The sequence below is a fragment of the Microcoleus sp. PH2017_24_DOB_U_A genome (genome assembly GCF_020738205.1).
GTDB lineage: Bacteria > Cyanobacteriota > Cyanobacteriia > Cyanobacteriales > Microcoleaceae > Microcoleus.
This window is the reverse complement of sequence record NZ_JAEQCT010000052.1, coordinates 19,871-36,059: the sequence shown is the minus strand read 5'-3', so window position 1 is coordinate 36,059 and position 16,189 is coordinate 19,871. Positions and strand designations below refer to the sequence as shown.

At 43.8% G+C, this 16,189-nt stretch carries 16 protein-coding genes, 28 tRNA genes, 2 pseudogenes and 1 other annotated feature; of the genes and pseudogenes, 3 read left to right on the top strand and 43 right to left on the bottom strand.

Annotated elements, in window-relative coordinates; translation table 11 throughout:
- The 6 genes and pseudogenes from JGK07_RS33210 to JGK07_RS15505 all read right to left on the bottom strand — a co-directional run.
- Positions 1-159, bottom strand: a pseudogene (locus JGK07_RS33210) (RNA-guided endonuclease TnpB family protein); the annotation flags it as partial.
- A gap of 387 nt (positions 160-546) precedes the next feature.
- Positions 547-1,314 carry a phycobilisome rod-core linker polypeptide gene (locus JGK07_RS15525; protein WP_293183825.1) on the bottom strand — a complete coding sequence of 256 codons (768 nt, stop codon included), beginning with the start codon at positions 1,312-1,314 and terminating at the stop codon, positions 547-549.
- Between the two features lie 112 nt (positions 1,315-1,426).
- Positions 1,427-2,302, bottom strand: a complete 876-nt coding sequence (locus JGK07_RS15520; protein ID WP_293183822.1) for a phycobilisome linker polypeptide — start codon at positions 2,300-2,302, stop codon at positions 1,427-1,429.
- A 201-nt stretch (positions 2,303-2,503) separates the two neighbouring features.
- Positions 2,504-3,106, bottom strand: coding sequence for a chromophore lyase CpcT/CpeT (locus tag JGK07_RS15515; protein WP_293183820.1), 603 nt, complete (start codon positions 3,104-3,106; stop codon positions 2,504-2,506).
- Between the two features lie 253 nt (positions 3,107-3,359).
- Positions 3,360-3,893 (bottom strand): phycobiliprotein lyase, encoded by a 534-nt coding sequence (locus JGK07_RS15510; protein WP_293183817.1) that lies wholly within the window; start codon positions 3,891-3,893, stop codon positions 3,360-3,362.
- Positions 3,894-4,001: 108 nt separating this feature from the next.
- Positions 4,002-4,075 (bottom strand) — tRNA-Lys (locus JGK07_RS15505).
- 179 nt (positions 4,076-4,254) lie between these two features.
- On the opposite strand from JGK07_RS15505, the gene JGK07_RS15500 reads away from it, so the two are divergent.
- Positions 4,255-4,599 carry a XisI protein gene (locus JGK07_RS15500; RefSeq protein WP_293183814.1) on the top strand — a complete coding sequence of 115 codons (345 nt, stop codon included), beginning with the start codon at positions 4,255-4,257 and terminating at the stop codon, positions 4,597-4,599.
- A gap of 176 nt (positions 4,600-4,775) precedes the next feature.
- On the opposite strand, the gene JGK07_RS15495 is transcribed toward JGK07_RS15500, so the two are convergent.
- From JGK07_RS15495 to JGK07_RS15465, 7 genes and pseudogenes are all read right to left on the bottom strand, one after another.
- A complete protein-coding gene (locus JGK07_RS15495; protein ID WP_293225300.1) occupies positions 4,776-5,564 on the bottom strand; it encodes an ATP-grasp domain-containing protein in 789 nt (262 codons plus the stop codon).
- A gap of 65 nt (positions 5,565-5,629) precedes the next feature.
- Positions 5,630-6,028, bottom strand: coding sequence for a hypothetical protein (locus tag JGK07_RS15490; protein ID WP_293212505.1), 399 nt, complete (start codon positions 6,026-6,028; stop codon positions 5,630-5,632).
- 140 nt (positions 6,029-6,168) lie between these two features.
- A pseudogene (locus tag JGK07_RS15485) lies at positions 6,169-6,267 on the bottom strand (hypothetical protein); the annotation flags it as partial.
- A 3-nt stretch (positions 6,268-6,270) separates the two neighbouring features.
- Positions 6,271-6,510, bottom strand: coding sequence for a hypothetical protein (locus JGK07_RS15480; RefSeq protein WP_293183809.1), 240 nt, complete (start codon positions 6,508-6,510; stop codon positions 6,271-6,273).
- The gene (locus tag JGK07_RS15475) at positions 6,497-6,769 is read right to left on the bottom strand and encodes a BrnT family toxin (protein WP_293183806.1); all 273 of its coding nucleotides are present in this window, start codon (positions 6,767-6,769) and stop codon (positions 6,497-6,499) included. Before JGK07_RS15475 ends, JGK07_RS15480 begins: the two co-directional genes overlap by 14 nt.
- A 309-nt stretch (positions 6,770-7,078) precedes the next feature.
- Positions 7,079-7,648 (bottom strand): 3'-5' exonuclease, encoded by a 570-nt coding sequence (locus JGK07_RS15470; RefSeq protein WP_293207298.1) that lies wholly within the window; start codon positions 7,646-7,648, stop codon positions 7,079-7,081.
- 83 nt (positions 7,649-7,731) lie between these two features.
- Positions 7,732-8,307 carry a dihydrofolate reductase family protein gene (locus tag JGK07_RS15465; RefSeq protein ID WP_293183801.1) on the bottom strand — a complete coding sequence of 192 codons (576 nt, stop codon included), beginning with the start codon at positions 8,305-8,307 and terminating at the stop codon, positions 7,732-7,734.
- 170 nt (positions 8,308-8,477) lie between these two features.
- Between JGK07_RS15465 and JGK07_RS15460 the strand changes: the two genes are divergently transcribed.
- Together JGK07_RS15460 and JGK07_RS15455 are read left to right on the top strand one after the other, a co-directional pair.
- Positions 8,478-8,648, top strand: a complete 171-nt coding sequence (locus JGK07_RS15460) for a hypothetical protein (RefSeq protein WP_293207296.1) — start codon at positions 8,478-8,480, stop codon at positions 8,646-8,648.
- 71 nt (positions 8,649-8,719) lie between these two features.
- Positions 8,720-8,950, top strand: a complete 231-nt coding sequence (locus tag JGK07_RS15455; protein WP_293207294.1) for a hypothetical protein — start codon at positions 8,720-8,722, stop codon at positions 8,948-8,950.
- Between the two features lie 551 nt (positions 8,951-9,501).
- Here the strand turns inward: JGK07_RS15455 and JGK07_RS15450 are convergent.
- The 30 genes from JGK07_RS15450 to JGK07_RS15305 form a co-directional block, all read right to left on the bottom strand.
- A tRNA-Ser gene (locus tag JGK07_RS15450) sits at positions 9,502-9,587 on the bottom strand.
- 399 nt (positions 9,588-9,986) lie between these two features.
- Positions 9,987-10,059: transfer RNA gene (locus JGK07_RS15445), tRNA-Ala, on the bottom strand.
- Between the two features lie 4 nt (positions 10,060-10,063).
- Positions 10,064-10,140: transfer RNA gene (locus JGK07_RS15440), tRNA-Ala, on the bottom strand.
- Positions 10,141-10,145: 5 nt separating this feature from the next.
- A tRNA-Ala gene (locus tag JGK07_RS15435) sits at positions 10,146-10,222 on the bottom strand.
- A 6-nt stretch (positions 10,223-10,228) separates the two neighbouring features.
- A tRNA-Arg gene (locus JGK07_RS15430) sits at positions 10,229-10,302 on the bottom strand.
- A 250-nt stretch (positions 10,303-10,552) separates the two neighbouring features.
- On the bottom strand, positions 10,553-11,839 hold the full coding sequence (locus JGK07_RS15425; protein WP_293225302.1) for an RNA ligase family protein: 1,287 nt from the start codon (positions 11,837-11,839) through the stop codon (positions 10,553-10,555).
- Between the two features lie 132 nt (positions 11,840-11,971).
- Positions 11,972-12,027: a sequence feature (23S ribosomal RNA rRNA prediction is too short), on the bottom strand.
- Positions 12,028-12,337: 310 nt separating this feature from the next.
- A tRNA-Arg gene (locus tag JGK07_RS15420) sits at positions 12,338-12,410 on the bottom strand.
- Between the two features lie 62 nt (positions 12,411-12,472).
- Positions 12,473-12,544, bottom strand: a tRNA-Gly gene (locus JGK07_RS15415).
- A gap of 104 nt (positions 12,545-12,648) precedes the next feature.
- Positions 12,649-12,719 (bottom strand) — tRNA-Gly (locus JGK07_RS15410).
- A 57-nt stretch (positions 12,720-12,776) separates the two neighbouring features.
- Positions 12,777-13,619: a TIGR02452 family protein gene (locus tag JGK07_RS15405; protein WP_293183794.1), complete on the bottom strand. Its 843-nt coding sequence runs from the start codon at positions 13,617-13,619 to the stop codon at positions 12,777-12,779.
- Positions 13,620-13,712: 93 nt separating this feature from the next.
- Positions 13,713-13,784 (bottom strand) — tRNA-Thr (locus JGK07_RS15400).
- 95 nt (positions 13,785-13,879) lie between these two features.
- Positions 13,880-13,953: transfer RNA gene (locus tag JGK07_RS15395), tRNA-Leu, on the bottom strand.
- Positions 13,954-14,042: 89 nt separating this feature from the next.
- Positions 14,043-14,116: transfer RNA gene (locus JGK07_RS15390), tRNA-Leu, on the bottom strand.
- A gap of 28 nt (positions 14,117-14,144) precedes the next feature.
- Positions 14,145-14,218, bottom strand: a tRNA-Leu gene (locus JGK07_RS15385).
- Positions 14,219-14,222: 4 nt separating this feature from the next.
- Positions 14,223-14,296 (bottom strand) — tRNA-Pro (locus tag JGK07_RS15380).
- A 4-nt stretch (positions 14,297-14,300) separates the two neighbouring features.
- Positions 14,301-14,381, bottom strand: a tRNA-Leu gene (locus JGK07_RS15375).
- A gap of 22 nt (positions 14,382-14,403) precedes the next feature.
- Positions 14,404-14,480: transfer RNA gene (locus tag JGK07_RS15370), tRNA-Leu, on the bottom strand.
- A 29-nt stretch (positions 14,481-14,509) separates the two neighbouring features.
- Positions 14,510-14,583: transfer RNA gene (locus tag JGK07_RS15365), tRNA-Gln, on the bottom strand.
- Positions 14,584-14,591: 8 nt separating this feature from the next.
- A tRNA-Gln gene (locus JGK07_RS15360) sits at positions 14,592-14,665 on the bottom strand.
- 10 nt (positions 14,666-14,675) lie between these two features.
- Positions 14,676-14,750 (bottom strand) — tRNA-Asn (locus JGK07_RS15355).
- Positions 14,751-14,756: 6 nt separating this feature from the next.
- Positions 14,757-14,829: transfer RNA gene (locus JGK07_RS15350), tRNA-Phe, on the bottom strand.
- 4 nt (positions 14,830-14,833) lie between these two features.
- A tRNA-Ser gene (locus JGK07_RS15345) sits at positions 14,834-14,920 on the bottom strand.
- An 8-nt stretch (positions 14,921-14,928) separates the two neighbouring features.
- A tRNA-Arg gene (locus JGK07_RS15340) sits at positions 14,929-15,003 on the bottom strand.
- Positions 15,004-15,116: 113 nt separating this feature from the next.
- Positions 15,117-15,198: transfer RNA gene (locus tag JGK07_RS15335), tRNA-Tyr, on the bottom strand.
- Between the two features lie 13 nt (positions 15,199-15,211).
- Positions 15,212-15,286 (bottom strand) — tRNA-Lys (locus tag JGK07_RS15330).
- A 5-nt stretch (positions 15,287-15,291) separates the two neighbouring features.
- A tRNA-Glu gene (locus JGK07_RS15325) sits at positions 15,292-15,366 on the bottom strand.
- A 21-nt stretch (positions 15,367-15,387) separates the two neighbouring features.
- A tRNA-Trp gene (locus JGK07_RS15320) sits at positions 15,388-15,462 on the bottom strand.
- Between the two features lie 212 nt (positions 15,463-15,674).
- Positions 15,675-15,884 (bottom strand): hypothetical protein, encoded by a 210-nt coding sequence (locus JGK07_RS15315; protein WP_293207292.1) that lies wholly within the window; start codon positions 15,882-15,884, stop codon positions 15,675-15,677.
- A 132-nt stretch (positions 15,885-16,016) separates the two neighbouring features.
- Positions 16,017-16,090: transfer RNA gene (locus tag JGK07_RS15310), tRNA-Cys, on the bottom strand.
- A tRNA-Glu gene (locus tag JGK07_RS15305) sits at positions 16,091-16,165 on the bottom strand.
- Between the last annotated feature and the right edge of the window lie 24 nt (positions 16,166-16,189).

The following is a 16,189-nucleotide window of genomic DNA, read 5'->3' as shown; positions in this document are numbered from 1 at the left end:
CATTTCGTTGTAATTGATATAACCCCATCCATAGACAAAACTTTGACGGATAAGGTAGTTAGCCGCGTTGTACAAATTTTTGGATTTAAAGGCTAATTCATCAATTTTAACAAAACGATTCTCGGTGGATTTAATGATGTGCCTCTCTGCTAGTTGCATTCAGACTCTCCATTTTTTGACAATCGCAATAATTCTCTCAGTTTACCATTTTGACTATATGATACTACTATTGCTTACTACTGCTTACAAACTTAATAAAGTTTTATAATACCATTTTAGAATTTAGATTTGAGAAACAGTCCTGGACGTGCTTCGACCAAATATTTTTTCCTTCTCCCCTAGATAATTAAGGCCTTCTTCTATAAATCAAGTTTTTGGCTTTTTTAAACAGAAAAAGAGCGAATAAGAAACTCGCTCTAGAGAAAGTATTAAGATACGAAACCTCAATCAAAAAAAACGATAGAAGAATCTAGCTCAGCTCATAAAGGGGAACCCAAGAAAGTTTCTAGTTATCCCCGACTCAGGCTCGCGTCATCAGTCTATGGCTTAAGCAACTTCGGTGATGCTGACAATTTTTCCGCCAGCGCGATGAATGCGCTGAATTTGCGGAGTCATCTTCCCACCAGAGACAAGATATTCAGTGTTGCTCACTCGGCGAGGGCTATCAAATTTAGCTCCTTTGACAACAATCTTGAACATTTTTTCGGTGGCATCTTTGGAAGCACTAATGCGACCGCCTGTGCTTGGTAAAGTAATTTTGTTACCACTATTACCAGCTACGAAGTCAACTAAGCGAGAAGCGGTAAAAGCACTGTCAACTCCTGCATAACCTTGATACAGGGAAAGAGTGCGATTGTAGCCAACTTGCTTTTGTCCGAGTTGACTTTTTGCGCCTTGATAATAAGGGACTGTATTCTCGCCAAATTTGTCCTCATATTCTTGACTGTCAAGGTACGAGTCAATTTCTGCATCGTAGCCTTTTTCGATACAGGTGCGAATATGCTCAGAAAGTTCTGCTTGGTCTAAGGGAGCGCGACCTAACAAATGTTTAAAGTTTAGCTCGACAAAGCGGTAGGGAGCGCATGATTCAAAATACCGACTGCGATAGAAGTCGGATTTTGCCACAGCGCGGACAAATTCCCGTACTGTCGTCCCACCATCGCACAACTGGGATTCTGCCACAGTCAGGCGTTCGCTTTCCATCACGTGGGGATTGCCTAGCACTTGCTTGTAAACTGCCCGAATTACAGCCTGTGTATCATCGGAACTGCTAGTAGACCAAAGTTCTACTGGTGCATCTAAAACCACACTCATTGAGTTTCTCCTAAGACTAAATAACGTTTCAAAACAGGGAATTAAGGATTGAAGAAAAACACGCTCAGGGAGGTAATTCCCCAAGTCGTGAAGCTAGAAGTTTAAACGGTTTCTAGTTGACAGCAGTGATGCTGGCAATTACGCCGCCTTGTTTGTGGATGCGTTGATATTCTTGGGAAAGTCTGGAAAACGGCACTACATAAACTTGGTTGCTCTGCCGAATTTTTTGAACCCGATTCTTTGCAGAAGTGCGATAGCCAGTTACTTCGATACGGAAAACCTTACCTTCGTCACCAGAAGCAACGTTGTAAACACTTTTAGCACCGCGCTGTCTATCGGGAAATGACCAACCATCTCCAACTGAACCGCCGGAAGGAGGAATGACTGCTACAGGGGTTTCTTGAATCACGTATTTGTTCAAAACTGGGGATTTTCCAGAAAGACTTCCTTTGAAATCGCTGCTGGAAGGGCCGCGCAAGAGAGCAAACATATGAGTAAACCCAACCATGTTTTGTCCTGGTTGGGTTTTGTAGCCTCGGTAGTAGGGAACGATATTTTCGCCGTAGGCGTTTTGGTATTCATCGCTGTCGAGGTAAGAATCAATATCTGCCTCGTAGCCTTGAGTATCTAAGATAGTGCTATGGGTTCTCATTTCTTCTAGGCCATCCGGAGCTCGACCGAGAAGATGTTTGAAATTCAGTTCAAGAAACCGATAGCGAGGACAAGTATCGAAAAAGCGAGAACGGTAAGCGTCGGATTTTGCCAGAGCGCGGACAAATTCGCGTACACTCAATGCACCACTTTTGAATTGCGATTCAGGAATTGTTGCCCGTTCGCTTTCCATGACGTAAGCATTACCCAAAACTTGCCGGTAGACGGCACGAATAATGGTTTCTACTTCTTCTTGTGAACGTCCTGGAATCAGTTCTAAACAGGGTGTTTCTTCAAATAAACTGACTCCAAGTCGAGATGCAGGTCCAAAAACCATTTAAAAAATCTCCACTATTGTGTTATGTGAAAATTTACCATAATTGGATGTTATATTAGAAAACTTTACATAATGTAACATTCCAGGGGAGGTTGCTGTTTCACGTACTACAGGAGTTTTTTGGGGTACAGGAGTCTTTTAGGGTAATAGGTGTGGCTGTAGTATGTGCTGCGCTCGCCTGGAAATTCGTCGGCGGGAAAATTAGAGAGGCGGTAGCTCTCCGGCAAAACTTTGACGCTTTTCAAACCATAAGGAGCCATTCTCTGAGCCCCAAATCTGTTCGTGAGTATTTACATCCATACCGCGATCGAGACTGCTCCAGGTTGTTTCGGTAATTTCCACGTCGCTGATGAGGTAGGTTGAACAACCTTTTTTTTCGATGAGACACTGGTTTCCTGGTTCTACACTACCACGAAACATTTCTCCTTCTCGTTTGAAAACCATAGAGCAATTGTAGCGCCGTTGAATGCAATCTGGTTTAATTGTTTTGAGAATGCTTAATTCCCGTGCTGCTCCGGCGTATTGTACTGGATCGTTGAGACTATAATTTTCAATATAAATTTGTTCTCCTTGGTCTATTAATTTGTGGACTCCTTGACGGTAGGGAGTCCACAGATCGTGGTCATAAACCTGCTCGGAGTAAAAGCCAATGGCGTTAAAAAAATCAAATGGTAAGGGGCGGAAAAATATATGAATGTGGGCAAATTGTTGTGGTTTTTCAAAGGATTGTTTGTAGTTGCTGAAATCCCCGGCCATCCACTGAGCCAGAGTGATTAAATCATTATTTGTTTTAACTGAATTCATAAGTTTTTTTACTTTGTTATATAGCAATTATCAAGTGAGGTACGGATTAGTAATTGGTAATTGGCGGTGAGTACATCACTTGGTTGAGAACCGCTCTACCATTTATCAAAACTCTGGTTACAAAACAATTGTTCTGCTTGTTTCATCTACTCTTTAGGTAAGGTGCGTCGCTGCGATATTCTCGATTAAAATTAGGGATTGTTTGTGGCGGCGCAACTTACAAATATTGTTGCATGATTTTCGATAATTGGTATTATTTGCCGGAGAGCGATCGAATTTCTGAAGAAAATGATGCGGTGACAACTCCACTTCCTTTACTGGTTTTGATCAGGGAAACACGAAAGCGCAGGTTGGGATTGGCAAACCAAATTTTTTCTTCGGCGGCGGCGTTATCGTAGCTTGTCAGGAGGACAAAGGTGCCATCGTCTGTGATGTGATAGTCGGCGGCGGCGGGAATGGTTTCGGCATATCCTTGGTCTCGCAGTAGTTTACCGCGATTGGGGACTGTGGGATCTGGGATTGGTACGAGGATACAACTGCCTTTCATTTCAGCGTTTTCATCCCAATCTGACTGGCCTTCCCATGCCATGTGAAAGGGGTTGACTGCTTGGGCTGGGTCGATGTTGTAGGATTTGCAGAGGTCGATTACGGCAGCATCATCGGGTGAGAGTGCAACGATATCAATGACTGACTCGATCGCTTCAAAGTGTCGGAAAGTCAAGTGATGGGCGCTGCGCTGCGATCGCCACTGTCCGAGGGAATTGTCAACAAATTGCTGGATGTTCATGAAAATTATTTTACAAGCTCATTGACTCAAATATTCTTTTCAATTTTTTAAGATTGACGAGAACACTACAGCTTGCGGGTAATGGCATTGTACTATGTTGTTTGAGGATGGGAGTAGAAGGACTTGAACCTTCGACCTTGAGATTAAGAGTCACCTGCTCTAACCAACTGAGCTATACTCCCGCATCTAGGCTACTATAACACAACTAATCTGAAATATCAACTATTTTTGTAAATATTTGTGGCGATCGCCGGCTGGCGAGTTTTCTGTAAGGGCGATCGACAAGAGCCAAGAACCCGCAAGCTACTGATGGTATCATTCGTTTAGTTACCTTCGAGCCAGCAGAGGAGGCAATCGTGCAATGGATTCATTAAACATTCAATATCGCGACATCGTTGAAAGAATTCTCCAAGAATATATCGATTTTCTCGGTAATGACGACCTAGCTGAGGTCAAATTAGTATTAGATGAAAAGCGCGATCGCTATTTGTTAGTCGAAACAGGCTGGCAAAACGGTCATCGCATCTACGGAAATTTGATCCACATTGAAATTATCGACAACAAGCTGTGGATCGAACACGATGGTACGGAAGATGGAGTTGCTTACGAGTTGATGGCGGCGGGAATTCCTCAAGCAGATATTGTTTTGGCTTTCAAATTGCCGGAACTGCAAAAAGTGCGATCGGGGGCGATTTCGCGATCGTGAGCGATCGACCTTATTAAGGTGATGCGCGTACCTGCGATAGTCAGTCCGCGTTCTGTTCGGATAATTTTTGTTTGGGTGTTTGGTGTCGAAGTCATACTCGTAACCTGTGAGTTATTGCTTCTATAGTAGCTTATGAAATAACGAGTTTGTTTTTGAAATCAAGAGGAGACAGCGTGTTAGCTATTACCGCCCCAAATTTGTGCAAAACGTTCGGCAGACCATCCAACGATGTCTGATACTTGCCCATCTCCAATCTCGACAATTCGCTTGACTCCATCTTGGCGATCGACTACATCCACACAAAAGAATTTGCTGGGAATTCTCACAGCACATTCCTTAACAATATAGGGTATTTCCTCGTCCAAAGAAGCAGAAAACGGTTGACCGCTTACCACGAAGTAACGCCGCTCGGATTCTACAACAAAATCCTCGACTTGACGCACGCAGATGCCACCTTCTATTGTTCCTCGAAACTTTTGCATCTGGGTCACGACCGTTCTAATTTCTGAAGGCTGTTCGAGAATTGAACCGCTTGAGGTTTTGAGAGATTTAACGTAATCTTTGATAAAAAATCTTTCCCAGCCTAATATTTTTAACTCAGTTTCTAAATGATCATCAACAGTGTAAAACTTAGTAGCTGGAGTTAAATCAGCAATTAAAGGATACCAATTTGGCAGATAGTGCGTTAATAAATACTCAGCTTTGGAAGTAAAGGCGCTAGATCCGGTGCTATCTACAGCATTCACCAATAGCTCGTAATCCAAGGGTGAAAGCATCCAACCTCTGTAGACTACGTACGAGTTTTGAGAAATGGGAGGATTAATTTTAGGCAATTTACTCCCCAAAGATTCTAAGGAGATAACAGCAGTATTTAATCCTACGTTGTTCAGCGCTGAAACTTGGCCAGCGTACATCTCATCAACTTGTTTTGGATTGAAGTAATCGCTAGGAAAAAGAAATATCATGATAATTATTAGCCGTCTACTCGATAATCTTCATAACAGAACCTCTTGGTCACCAATGTACATAGTTAAAAATTAGGAAATGGCTTATTTATCCACACCTCACAAATACGCGCATAACTCTTACTGAGGTCTGGTGTACAAGGCAAGTTTCTAGCCTTAGGCTCAAGTGGCTTGAGAACTTTTGACAGTAATAACATAGGGACATCTAAAGTGAGAACCAAAGCTAAGCCAATCCTAGGGTTTACTACAACAAGGTACAGCCCCATGAAGAATGCTGGCACAAGAAAAACTAATAATGCTAAAGTCATATACATATTTCTGCGTGCCAATGATTTGAAGGCTTCAAAATCGCTGCGAGTTTCGATCGCGCTATGAGCTGCAAGAAACCGCCGAACATCGACCCAAGCGACGATCGCAATCATCGTTCCAAGTATTTTAAGAAGTAAACATATTCCTGCAACCATCTATACCTCGTTAAATATTTAACTGACTTTTCAATATACAATCTTAGCTTACAACAGCACCTTTACAAACAAGCAAACAGAAAAGCCAATTACCCATTTGGGCAATTGGCTTTTCTGCTACTCATCAATTCAGCAAAATGCTACCGCTGAATCTTGGAGACGACGCCCGCACCGACGGTACGATCGCCTTCGCGGATGGCAAAACGCATATTTTGTTCGATCGCGATCGGCTTCACTAAATTCTAGTCATTGCCTCTCATATTGCCGAGAGGATACTTATTGTCTTTCATAACTCTCATCAAAAACCGTAGAGCTTCATTTACTGCTTCAGAATCGGGAAACATTTCTGCAACATCAGGTTCCAGATGAACTGTCAGCCCGCTAAAACTCTTGCGTGCATGACCTACTTTTCTCACTCGCAAGCTCTTCAGATCGTATTCCGATCGCAGTTCGTCTTCCATATCTGTTTCAGCCTTCTTCATAAACTTCTCGCTCTTTTCTAGTTACTTCTCTGGCGCTAATTAAACGAATTGTCTTGCCCCTTTCCGTATAAGACACTATTAATAAACGGCCTCGGCGCGATTCTCCTACAATAATATATCGATCTTCCTCATCAGAATGGTCTGGATCGTAGAAATCGACATATAGCGGATCGTCAAAAACAGTTTTTGCCTCTTCAAATGAGACTCCGTGCTTTGACAGATTTCTCGCTGCTTTGTTTTCATCCCACTCAAAATTCATGTACGTATTGTAGCATCATGCGTTTTTTGAATGCAACTGTGTTGTGCAGGCACGAACGTTATTTCTATTGACTGGCGATCGCCCCACTAACTATCTTACAACAGCACCTTTACAAACAAGCAAACAGAAAAGCCAATTACCATTCGGGCAATTGGCTTTTCTGTTACTTGTCAATTCAGCAAAATGCTATCGCTGAATCTTGGAAACGACGCCCGCACCGACGGTACGATACTACGAACCTAGAATAAGGACTAAAGTCCTCACTACGAACCTAGAATAAGGACTAAAGTCCTCACTACGAACCTAGAATCAAGTAAGGTTTTTTTGACGTAGAATATAGGGCAACAATTTAGCGATGTTTCTAGCATCGTCAATGCCTCGGTGATGGGTTCCTTCTAGGGGTAAAGCCGCAAGTTCTAAGGCTTTTTCCATGCCGTATCGTTTTGGCAAGCCTTGGGTTTCTGAAAACAATTGTTTGAGATTGATGTGAGGACAAGCAATGGGAAAAGGGAGTTGATGAAAGTTGCTATCCTTTTTGAATTGTTTGCGATCGTAGTCTCCCCAGGAACCAAATACACCGTTTGGGTAGCCAGACAGCCAGTTTTTCAGCATCGCGCTTGCTTCTGGGTAAGTTGGAGCCCGATCGACTTCCGTTTGGGCGATCGATGTTAGCGCCGTGCAGAATTCGGTGAGAATGGGATGGCGCACGGGTTTGACGAAGGTTTGAAATTCATCAACGATTGTTAGGGTTGTGGAATCTACCATCACTGCGCCGATCTCGATAATTTCCATCTGATTTCGGGCGATCGATCCTTTGTCGCAGCAGGTTGCTTCCAAATCGAGCACTAGATAATAGTCGAAGTGTTTTAAACTCTTCATAAATTTTACCTAAATATTTTTTATTTTTAACCGCAGATGAACGCGGATTAACGCAGATAATTTTATACGATCGCCAAAACACCTCATTTTTGCAATCGATAGTGCAGCAGCATGAAACCGTTACTGTAGATTTTTCGATCGACCAATTCCAGATTCGTCGGCGCGATCGCCCTTGCAAACACAGGAATTCCCGCCCCAATGACTACCGGATTCAACTTGACAATCATCTCGTCAATCTCTGAAACCACCGTTGCTGCTAACTCACCACCACCGCACAGCCAGATGTCTTTACCCGTTTCTTGCTTCAATTCCTGAACCAATTCAACAGCATTTTCCGAAACCAGTGCAACATTCCCATCGGGGCTGGCTGTCATACTGCGCGAAAAGACATACTGCTTCAAGCTGGGATAAGGATTAGTCAAACCGACATTTAGCCCGACTTCATAGGTTTTGCGCCCCATCAAAACAGCATCAAATTGCTTGTTTCCTGAAAAATTAATTCCCAGCGCTTCGTGAAGGTGAGCCGGAATGGTTTCGGGAAAGCGATCGAACAAATCGGCAAAATGCTCTCCGGCCATCGGAAAGCAATCAAAGGAGCCATCTTCGCGAGCAATAAACCCGTCAACGGTGGAAGCCACGTAATATATGAGTTTTCTCATGTTTAAGATTGTTTGTTAAGAAGTTTTGGGAATCACCAAGGCTGAAACCATGGTAGCAGTAGTGCTTTTCAACGGCGCGATCGCCCGCATCTCTAGAGACAATAGAAGGAAAGGGCGATCGATACTCCGAAAGAAGATAAGCTGATGTCAACTAAATATGACTGCTGAAAATGGCCGAACAAGATGAAGCTTCCAAAACCATAAAAGTCACAATGCCTAACCGAATCCATCAAAAGCTGAAGAAGCTGTCTGACGAGTCAGGAATATCCATGTCTAAACTGATGCTCCTGGCAACTATCAAGGAATATAAGCTCATTGATGATAAAGATGCCACTGACTGACCCCACTTAGTACCCAGTCTTACCCCATTGTGCTATCCTTTAGGGAAATAGTCAACCCTGGAGGTGTACTTGTGACCCAAAATGAACTCGAAGCCCTTGTCGATGAACTCGGCTTAGTCGCTGTCATTAGCCTGTTGGCAACAATCTGCCACAACAAAGCCCGACAAACCTTGTCCCTCAAAGGACAAGGGGCAAGTCCTTATACCGCTTGGAACAGCAATGGCTTCTTGTTGAAGCAGTTGATGACTCGACTGCGCCCGATCGGCAGTTGCGATCGCGATGTCAACCTCAACGTCAACTGAGGTTCTGAGATTCAACCCGTGCAAGTTCGTAAAGCATTGGTTTTAGTCGGTTAACAGCCGGGTATGTATGCTTTAACTGTTAGGGCACGGGTTGAAACTCCTCGGTTGTGAACCAAGAATGGAGAGGACGGGACTCGAACCCGCATCGATCGACAGCAACTTTCAGGAAACGCGCTTCCTTACTGCCCGCAAGCAGACGGGAACTGCCCCCATCTCGGACTGTTAATTCCTTTCAGTGCATCTGCAACCCGCTGCCAGTTTGTGTTTTCAGGGAACGTCGCGAAGCAACTTTTTACCCTACTCAACAAACGCGATCGTCCTTTTGAGAGCCGCTTTACCTAGTTTTTACGGTGCCATTCCATTTAGGCGACCTCCCCAAAATTTCTATTGCTAAGTAGGTGGACATAAATAAATGCAACAATGTCATTGCGAGGAACGAAGCAATCGCAGGGTTTTCGGATTACTTCGTTATCTTTTCGGACAGGTAATATATATGTCTACCTACTTATAGGATAGCAAATCTATTTGCCAAGTCCCCGAATATTTCATTAAGGAAGATGAAGGAATCGAACCCTTACAGGTGTTACCTGTACCCTTGTTTTCAAGACAAGTTGCTGACCATTTAGCGGCATCTTCCATGATGCAAAACATCCATGATTCCTATGGCTCAAACATAGGAAATCCACCGGGAAGGTACTGCCCCTTCTACCTCTGCGTTATCAGCACAGTTCCTCGCTTTTCGGATTCCGGTGGTGAGATCAAATCCCTGTCGCCTCGCGCCGTATTTGTAAGGACACAGCACTGCTTTATCCCTAGGATTATCGGTACAATAAACCGGATTTGATATTAAAAGGAAGATGAAGGAATCGAACCTTTACAGTTGCCTGTACCCTGGTTTTCGAGGCCAGTTGCCAACCGTTTAGCGGCATCTTCCAAGGGTATCCGACGGGACGTTATGGTGTTGCTCGCGAGCGGGACGCTCGCACTGAGGGATTCACAGGCTAGCGTCTCGACCGCTTCGACTTCAGATACCGCATGGAATCAAGGAGAATCGAACTCCTAACCTCTTGCGTGCAAGGCAAGCGCTCTACCAATTGAGCTATGACCCCGTTTTGGTGGATACTGGTCGGACTCGAACCGACATTTTCCTAGTTGCGAACTAAGCGCTTTTCCGATTAAGCTACAGACCCAAAGTTGGTGGATTGCGATCGGATTTGAACCGATATCTTTCTAGCAGCCAGCTAGATGCTTTTCCAGTTAAGCTACGAACCCATTTAACAGGAGCGGTAGGACTCGAACCCACAACATTCGAGGTAGAAGCTCGACACTCTATCCAGTTGAGTTACACTCCCGTATTGTTTGTTAATAAGGCTGGAGCGCGGGTGGGCAGAAACCGGGTTTTTTGCGAAAATACTTCGCTATAGTTCGCAGATTGTATGAAAAACCCGGTTTCTTTGATTTATGGGCAATCTTTAATTAACATCATGTTCATTCAATTAATTGGGATTTGTCGTTGGGCGGGGGCGGGTTTATAAGATTGTTATTTGTAGGCAGTTATTGTTGGCGAACCCGCCCCTACAGGACTTATTGCAAATCCAACACCTACAAAGCTTTCGACTTTTCTTGATACCATTTTTTGGCTGCATTCATCACTGCTTTATTAACCTCTTTCCAGGTCAAGCCAGCAGCTTCTAGTTCTGCAACACTTTCTTTCTGTACGTCAGCGTTAAACCATTTTAAAAATGCTCCGATTTTGTCCATCTCAAACTGACCCGAACAAACTTCTGTCACCCCTTGTTCTAATCGAGCAGGGGTTACAAACAGATTCACAAAGTCATCAATGCTTTGAGCAACTTCTGGGTCGAGTTGAACTGGTTGTTTTGTTTTTATAGCTTGGTGTTTTTCGCCTTTGGCTTTGAACAGCAGTTCCGCATAAGACAACCTTTCCGCAAGTTCGCCGCTTTCGGGAAACATTACCAAGCCTTCGCCAATCCCTTCGAGGCCGAAAGTTTCTTTCACCCAAGGATCTAGTTTTTCTACAGTATCAACCGCTTGATTGAGAATATCAACAGCCGATTCTAGTTGAGTGCGATCGCCAAAATCCAAAACAATCGGTTCTCCATAAAAAGGTAAGACAAAAATATCGGGATGTTTTGGCAAAAACTCAGCGATTTTGTCCGGGCGAATTTCCAGTTTGGCAACTTTTCCATCTATGCCGCCAAATTGAACCGCAAACACTGCAAAGATTTTGCGATCGATCTCAGATACAGCCGTCCGTTTCTGAATGCCTTTACCGCACCATTCCCCAAAAATAGTTGCGTGTTCGGTACTCGCCAATCGAGAGAAGTAATCGATATTTTGATTTACCCAATTCGCAAAGCCGAGATTGTCGTTTTCTGGGGAGATTATTTGCGATCGACTTTGGACAGCAACTTTACCATCAGTAAAGATTTGAATGCCACCATTAGTACCGTCGAGTTTAATTTTAGCTCGATAAGTTATCTTCGGAGCTTCCCCAACCAATTCTAAACTGCGGCGAAGATTGTACAGCAGTTCGATGCTCGGCCATGTTTGCATTACGGTCGATCGATCCGCTGTTTGTTGACAGTAAATTGCCGACAAATCGGTACCAATTACTTCATCAACTTTGCCCAAAGCCATACCAAAAGAATAAACACCTCGCAGCTTTGCCGGTTTGATTATAGTACCGTCTTTCAGCACAGAATCAGTTAAGGCTATCGCAACGATATCGCCAACATCATAAATGTTTTCTGAGTTGGCAACAATTTGCACTGAATCATGCCCTGGAGCTTCAAAATTATAGAGATATAGCGCATCAGCATTAGGATGATTTTGCGCGGTTTTTACTTCCATAGCAATTACAGGCATGGGAAACTCCTTTGGTTATAACTTTATTAAAAGGTGAAATAGTGCAATTCCCTAAGGATAGCTGCGCCGATCGCACTATTTGCGTGCGAGTTATCAGAGCATTGCGTTTTCTGAGTTACTAGAGGGACTCCGCCGATGAGTTATTACACACTCTTTAAAGGATGGCTACTTCTAAGCCTACCTATCGGGTTCACTGCACTCCCCGTTCGCAAACGCGCGCCGTTTTTGACAGCGTTACCTTTCCTCTCGTACTAAAGTATGTAGGCTCCAAAGATTGGGACACGCAAAGTACGCGCGGCGCAGCTATCCCGTAGGGAATCGCTCTTAACATAAGACTTACGCATCAATGGTCATAAACCGGGTTTTTTCCGAAAATCTTCCGCCTTCACCAAAAGATGAGATAAAAAACCCGGTTTCTTCGATCGAATAGGTAAGTTTTGCAATATAAAAAATTAATCATTCAATGGAATCAACCTCCTTAAAATCAAGCAATAACAACGAGAGTGGTAGGAGTCGAACCCACAACATCCGCGTCCGAAGCGCGGCGCTCTATCCATTGAGCTACACTCCCATAAATTGGTAGTCATGACAGGATATTACCCCGCTCTTGCTTGTAGCAAACAGGACTCCAAAAGCGGATGATGGGACTCGAACCCATGCGCTGAGAATGGCATACTCAAATGCTAACCTTTACATCACACCCGCAAACAAATTTGATATTTTAGTTTACGTGTAACAGTCACTTGTCAACAATTGTAAAACTTCACTGTCAACTGTCAACTGTCAACTGTCAACTGTTTAATCAGCCAAGCGGATAACGAGGCTCGAACTCGTGCCTAGAGTTTGGAAGACTCGAATGCTACCGTTACACCATATCCGCGCGATCGAAAATGTAAAACTGCTTTTATAGACTGCTCATCGTTATGAAAAATCTCGATTAATTTGAGGAAAATCTACTGTCAAATTCTGCAAATATCCTTCCTTCTTCGCTAGAGTCTAGGACGGAAAATAGTACGCTTTTGAATCTGTCAGCAAATTGACCATTCGGCAATAAAAAGTCTGCAAACATCTGAGCTACCATAGATGGATCGTTCCTGAAGACACCACATCCCCAAGCTCCTAAAATTAACGCATCGGAACCTTTGTTAACAGCTAAAGCCAACAATTTTGCACCGCGTCCGTACAGAGTTTCGCGAATTTTTCCCGTACTTTCTGACTCTTTTCGGGAAATCTCACCAGCATTCGGAGCGCAACTCGTGATAAAATCAACAAGATAAGGTTCCTCAAGCAAAGTTCCATCATCTTTTCGGAATACTGAACAGCCGGGAGAGTAGATGAGTCGATCGGAGTAGAGCAGCGATTTATGAGAGCGATGATACTCGTAATATTTAGGACATTTTAAGAGGCTTTTGTACAGTGCAGAACTGCGTGCTAAGCTCTCTTCTTGCGCTTGAGCGCCTCTGATGAATCCACCACCCGGATTTTTGGCAGAAGCGAAATTTAGGACTCCTATTTTTGCAAATTTGTGCGATCGCCCTATACGCTCTGCACCCACCAGCGTTGTCTCATTTCTCACCATAAATTCCGTGTTCGAGAATTGGGGAGTACCTGAGAGAACGTTTTCCTGAATCGCTGACAGGGCTTCGGGTTCGTAGTATGCCGTCCCAGCAATACAGGAGGCTAATTGGCGATCGATCTTAACCTGCTTCCCTTCCGGGGACAAGTAGCAACCATCTTCGAGAATTTTTAGCGTGTTTTGGGCGATCGCAATTCTTTTCATACTTTTTACTGAGATTTGCTACAAAAAATTTGGGCTGTAACTTCTATTGAAAAGTTAGCACAATTAGATAGACTCCTTCTGAGCTTTAGGACAAGCAAGTGGCGAGAGTTGAACTCGCATAAAAGCTTTACAAGAGCCTCATGTTGCCAATTACATCACACCTGCAATTTTGGTGGCGGGGACAGGAGTTGAACCTGCTATGAAGAGGCTTATGAGACCTCCAAGCCTACCCAGGCTACTTCACCCGCGATATCACCAAATACCCCTGGCTGGCCTCGAACCAGCAACCTCCTCGTTCTAAGCGAGGCACCTCTTCCAATTGGGCTACAAGGGCAAAATAGTTGACAGTTGACAGTTGACAGTTGATAGTTGATAGTTGATAGTTAACCACTGTAATTTTATCTTATATATATTAAAAATTCATGCTCCCGACAGGATTTGAACCTGTAAAAAACTAGCTTCTCGAACTAGCGCGTCTGCCGTTTCGCCACGAGAGCAAATAGTAGAAATTGGCTATTAACCAAGTACCCCTGACAGGATTTGAACCTGCAAAATACTCGTTCTGAGCGAGTAATGTTTTCCAATTACATCACAGGGGTAAAGTCGGGATAGCAGGATTTGAACCTGCAACCTTCGGCTCCCAAAGCCGCCGCGCTACCAAATTGCGCCACATCCCGTTCATGCTCCTGGTGAGACTCGAACTCACAATCAAAATAGAACAGATTTTAAGTCTGCCGCGTCTGCCAATTCCGCCACAAGAGCAAGTATAAACTTAAGGAAAATTTGGTACTCCTAGTGAGATTTGAACTCACACTTGACAATTTTTGAAATTGCCGCCTCTTCCAATTGGGCTACAGGAGTATAATTAATCTGCTTTGGTAATAGCAGAACTGGGAAGGTAGGGCTTGAACCTACATTTGTCCGCTTTCAAAGAGCGGTGCCATACCGATTAGGCGACTTCCCAATAATTGAATGCCGGGGTAGGCTTTGAAGCTACAAACTGATGCTTCAGAGGCATCCGACTTTACCAATTTGTCCACCCGGCAATTTGAAAAATGGCTGCCTCAGTAGGACTCGAACCTACAACCATCACGTTAACAGCGTGCAGCTCTACCGTTGAGCTATGAGGCAACGCAATCCCCCAAGTCAGTATCGAACTGACGGCCTCTTGTTCTTCACACAAGCACTCTACCAACTGAGCTATCGGGGGAAAACGGAGAGAGAGGGATTTGAACCCTCGACGGTTGTTAAGCCGCTCTTTCTTAGCAGGAAAGCGCCATAAGCCTCTCGGCCACCTCTCCTCAATGAGCGAGAACGGAGGGATTTGAACCCCCAAATCTTCAGCCGCGCAAACTGAGTTGTTGTCCGATTACAACACATTCTCATAATTGCAATTGCATATTAAATGCAATTACAAATAATTTACAATCTCAAATCTCAAATCTTAAATCTTGAATCTAAAAATCCAAAATCTAAAATCCAAAATCTAAAATCGCATGGGTCGGGCTGGAATCGAACCAGCAATGCTTTAAGCTACTGTTTTACAGACAGCTACTCATACCAATATGAGAACCGACCCAAGGTTGAAAATTTGGTAGGTCGCCGAGGAATTGAACCTCGATCCATCCGCTTAAAAGGCGGCTGCAAAACCATTCTGCCAACGACCCACACACAGTGCTGACGGGAGTTGAACCCGCAAATCACTTGGGTGAAAACCAAGCGGCTTAAACCATTTGCCTACAGCACTAAAAATTTGATATTAAAAATTTGGCACAGGAACTGAGATTTGAACTCAGAATGCTGGTTTTGGAGACCAGAGTGTTGCCAGTTACACCATCCCTGCTTGCGATATAAGTTCAAAGAAACCGGGCTTTTTACCTAATCTCTGGGCTCGGGTGAAGAATTTTCGTAAAAAACCCGGTTTCTAACTACCTGTGCGTCGAGCACTGTGTTGCTTTGTTACTTTCAAAGTTAAAAACTGCAATTAAAAGAGTGTTGGTTTAATCTTTTAATTTCTCGTTTTTCAAAACAAGTCAGCTTCTGGACATTCGCCGATTAAACTTGGGCTTCATCTCGCATTTGCCAAACCAATTTCTGAGCTTCCCATGCCGCATCAAGTTGTTGCAAAGTAGCATCAACGTCTTGAGAATAGCTGTCAGCAAGGGATTTTTGAACGAACGCAGTCAACTGATCTTCCAAGTTGGCACTATTATTTGATACATCGTTTGGCATGAACTTTGAAAGAACGGTAGTTTTGGTCTTCATAACTTCTAACCTCCGTCAATGTCTATTAGGCTTTACTTCCTCTGTTTTGTAGAATGACCGACTTTACAGTGCGTACCCTAAATAATTAAATTTCATGGAATTTATGTAATTTTTAATTACAATTGGGAACAGAGGTTAGGGCGGGATTTGAACCCGCGAAATTCGGTTTTGCAGACCGATGCTTTGAGCCACTCAGCCACCTAACCTGGGAGTCCCGACGAGGTTTGCACTCGCAATCTTCTGCTTGAGGGGCAGACGGCTTGACTTTTGCCTACGGGACTATTGATTTTGGATTTTGGATTTTA

Bases quoted from the DNA above. Each gene is read 5' to 3' on its own strand.
- JGK07_RS15470 (WP_293207298.1), bottom strand. From the start codon at position 7,648: ATGAAGAGTTTAAAACACTTCGACTATTATCTAGTGCTCGATTTGGAA.
- JGK07_RS15495 (WP_293225300.1), bottom strand. From the start codon at position 5,564: ATGATATTTCTTTTTCCTAGCGATTACTTCAATCCAAAACAAGTTGAT.
- JGK07_RS15405 (WP_293183794.1), bottom strand. From the start codon at position 13,619: ATGAAAAGAATTGCGATCGCCCAAAACACGCTAAAAATTCTCGAAGAT.
- JGK07_RS15500 (WP_293183814.1), top strand. From the start codon at position 4,255: ATGGATTCATTAAACATTCAATATCGCGACATCGTTGAAAGAATTCTC.
- JGK07_RS15515 (WP_293183820.1), bottom strand. From the start codon at position 3,106: ATGAATTCAGTTAAAACAAATAATGATTTAATCACTCTGGCTCAGTGG.
- JGK07_RS15510 (WP_293183817.1), bottom strand. From the start codon at position 3,893: ATGAACATCCAGCAATTTGTTGACAATTCCCTCGGACAGTGGCGATCG.
- JGK07_RS15490 (WP_293212505.1), bottom strand. From the start codon at position 6,028: ATGGTTGCAGGAATATGTTTACTTCTTAAAATACTTGGAACGATGATT.
- JGK07_RS15480 (WP_293183809.1), bottom strand. From the start codon at position 6,510: ATGAAGAAGGCTGAAACAGATATGGAAGACGAACTGCGATCGGAATAC.
- JGK07_RS15465 (WP_293183801.1), bottom strand. From the start codon at position 8,307: ATGAGAAAACTCATATATTACGTGGCTTCCACCGTTGACGGGTTTATT.
- JGK07_RS15525 (WP_293183825.1), bottom strand. From the start codon at position 1,314: ATGAGTGTGGTTTTAGATGCACCAGTAGAACTTTGGTCTACTAGCAGT.
- JGK07_RS15460 (WP_293207296.1), top strand. From the start codon at position 8,478: ATGGCCGAACAAGATGAAGCTTCCAAAACCATAAAAGTCACAATGCCT.
- JGK07_RS15475 (WP_293183806.1), bottom strand. From the start codon at position 6,769: ATGAATTTTGAGTGGGATGAAAACAAAGCAGCGAGAAATCTGTCAAAG.
- JGK07_RS15315 (WP_293207292.1), bottom strand. From the start codon at position 15,884: ATGAAGACCAAAACTACCGTTCTTTCAAAGTTCATGCCAAACGATGTA.
- JGK07_RS15520 (WP_293183822.1), bottom strand. From the start codon at position 2,302: ATGGTTTTTGGACCTGCATCTCGACTTGGAGTCAGTTTATTTGAAGAA.
- JGK07_RS15425 (WP_293225302.1), bottom strand. From the start codon at position 11,839: ATGCCTGTAATTGCTATGGAAGTAAAAACCGCGCAAAATCATCCTAAT.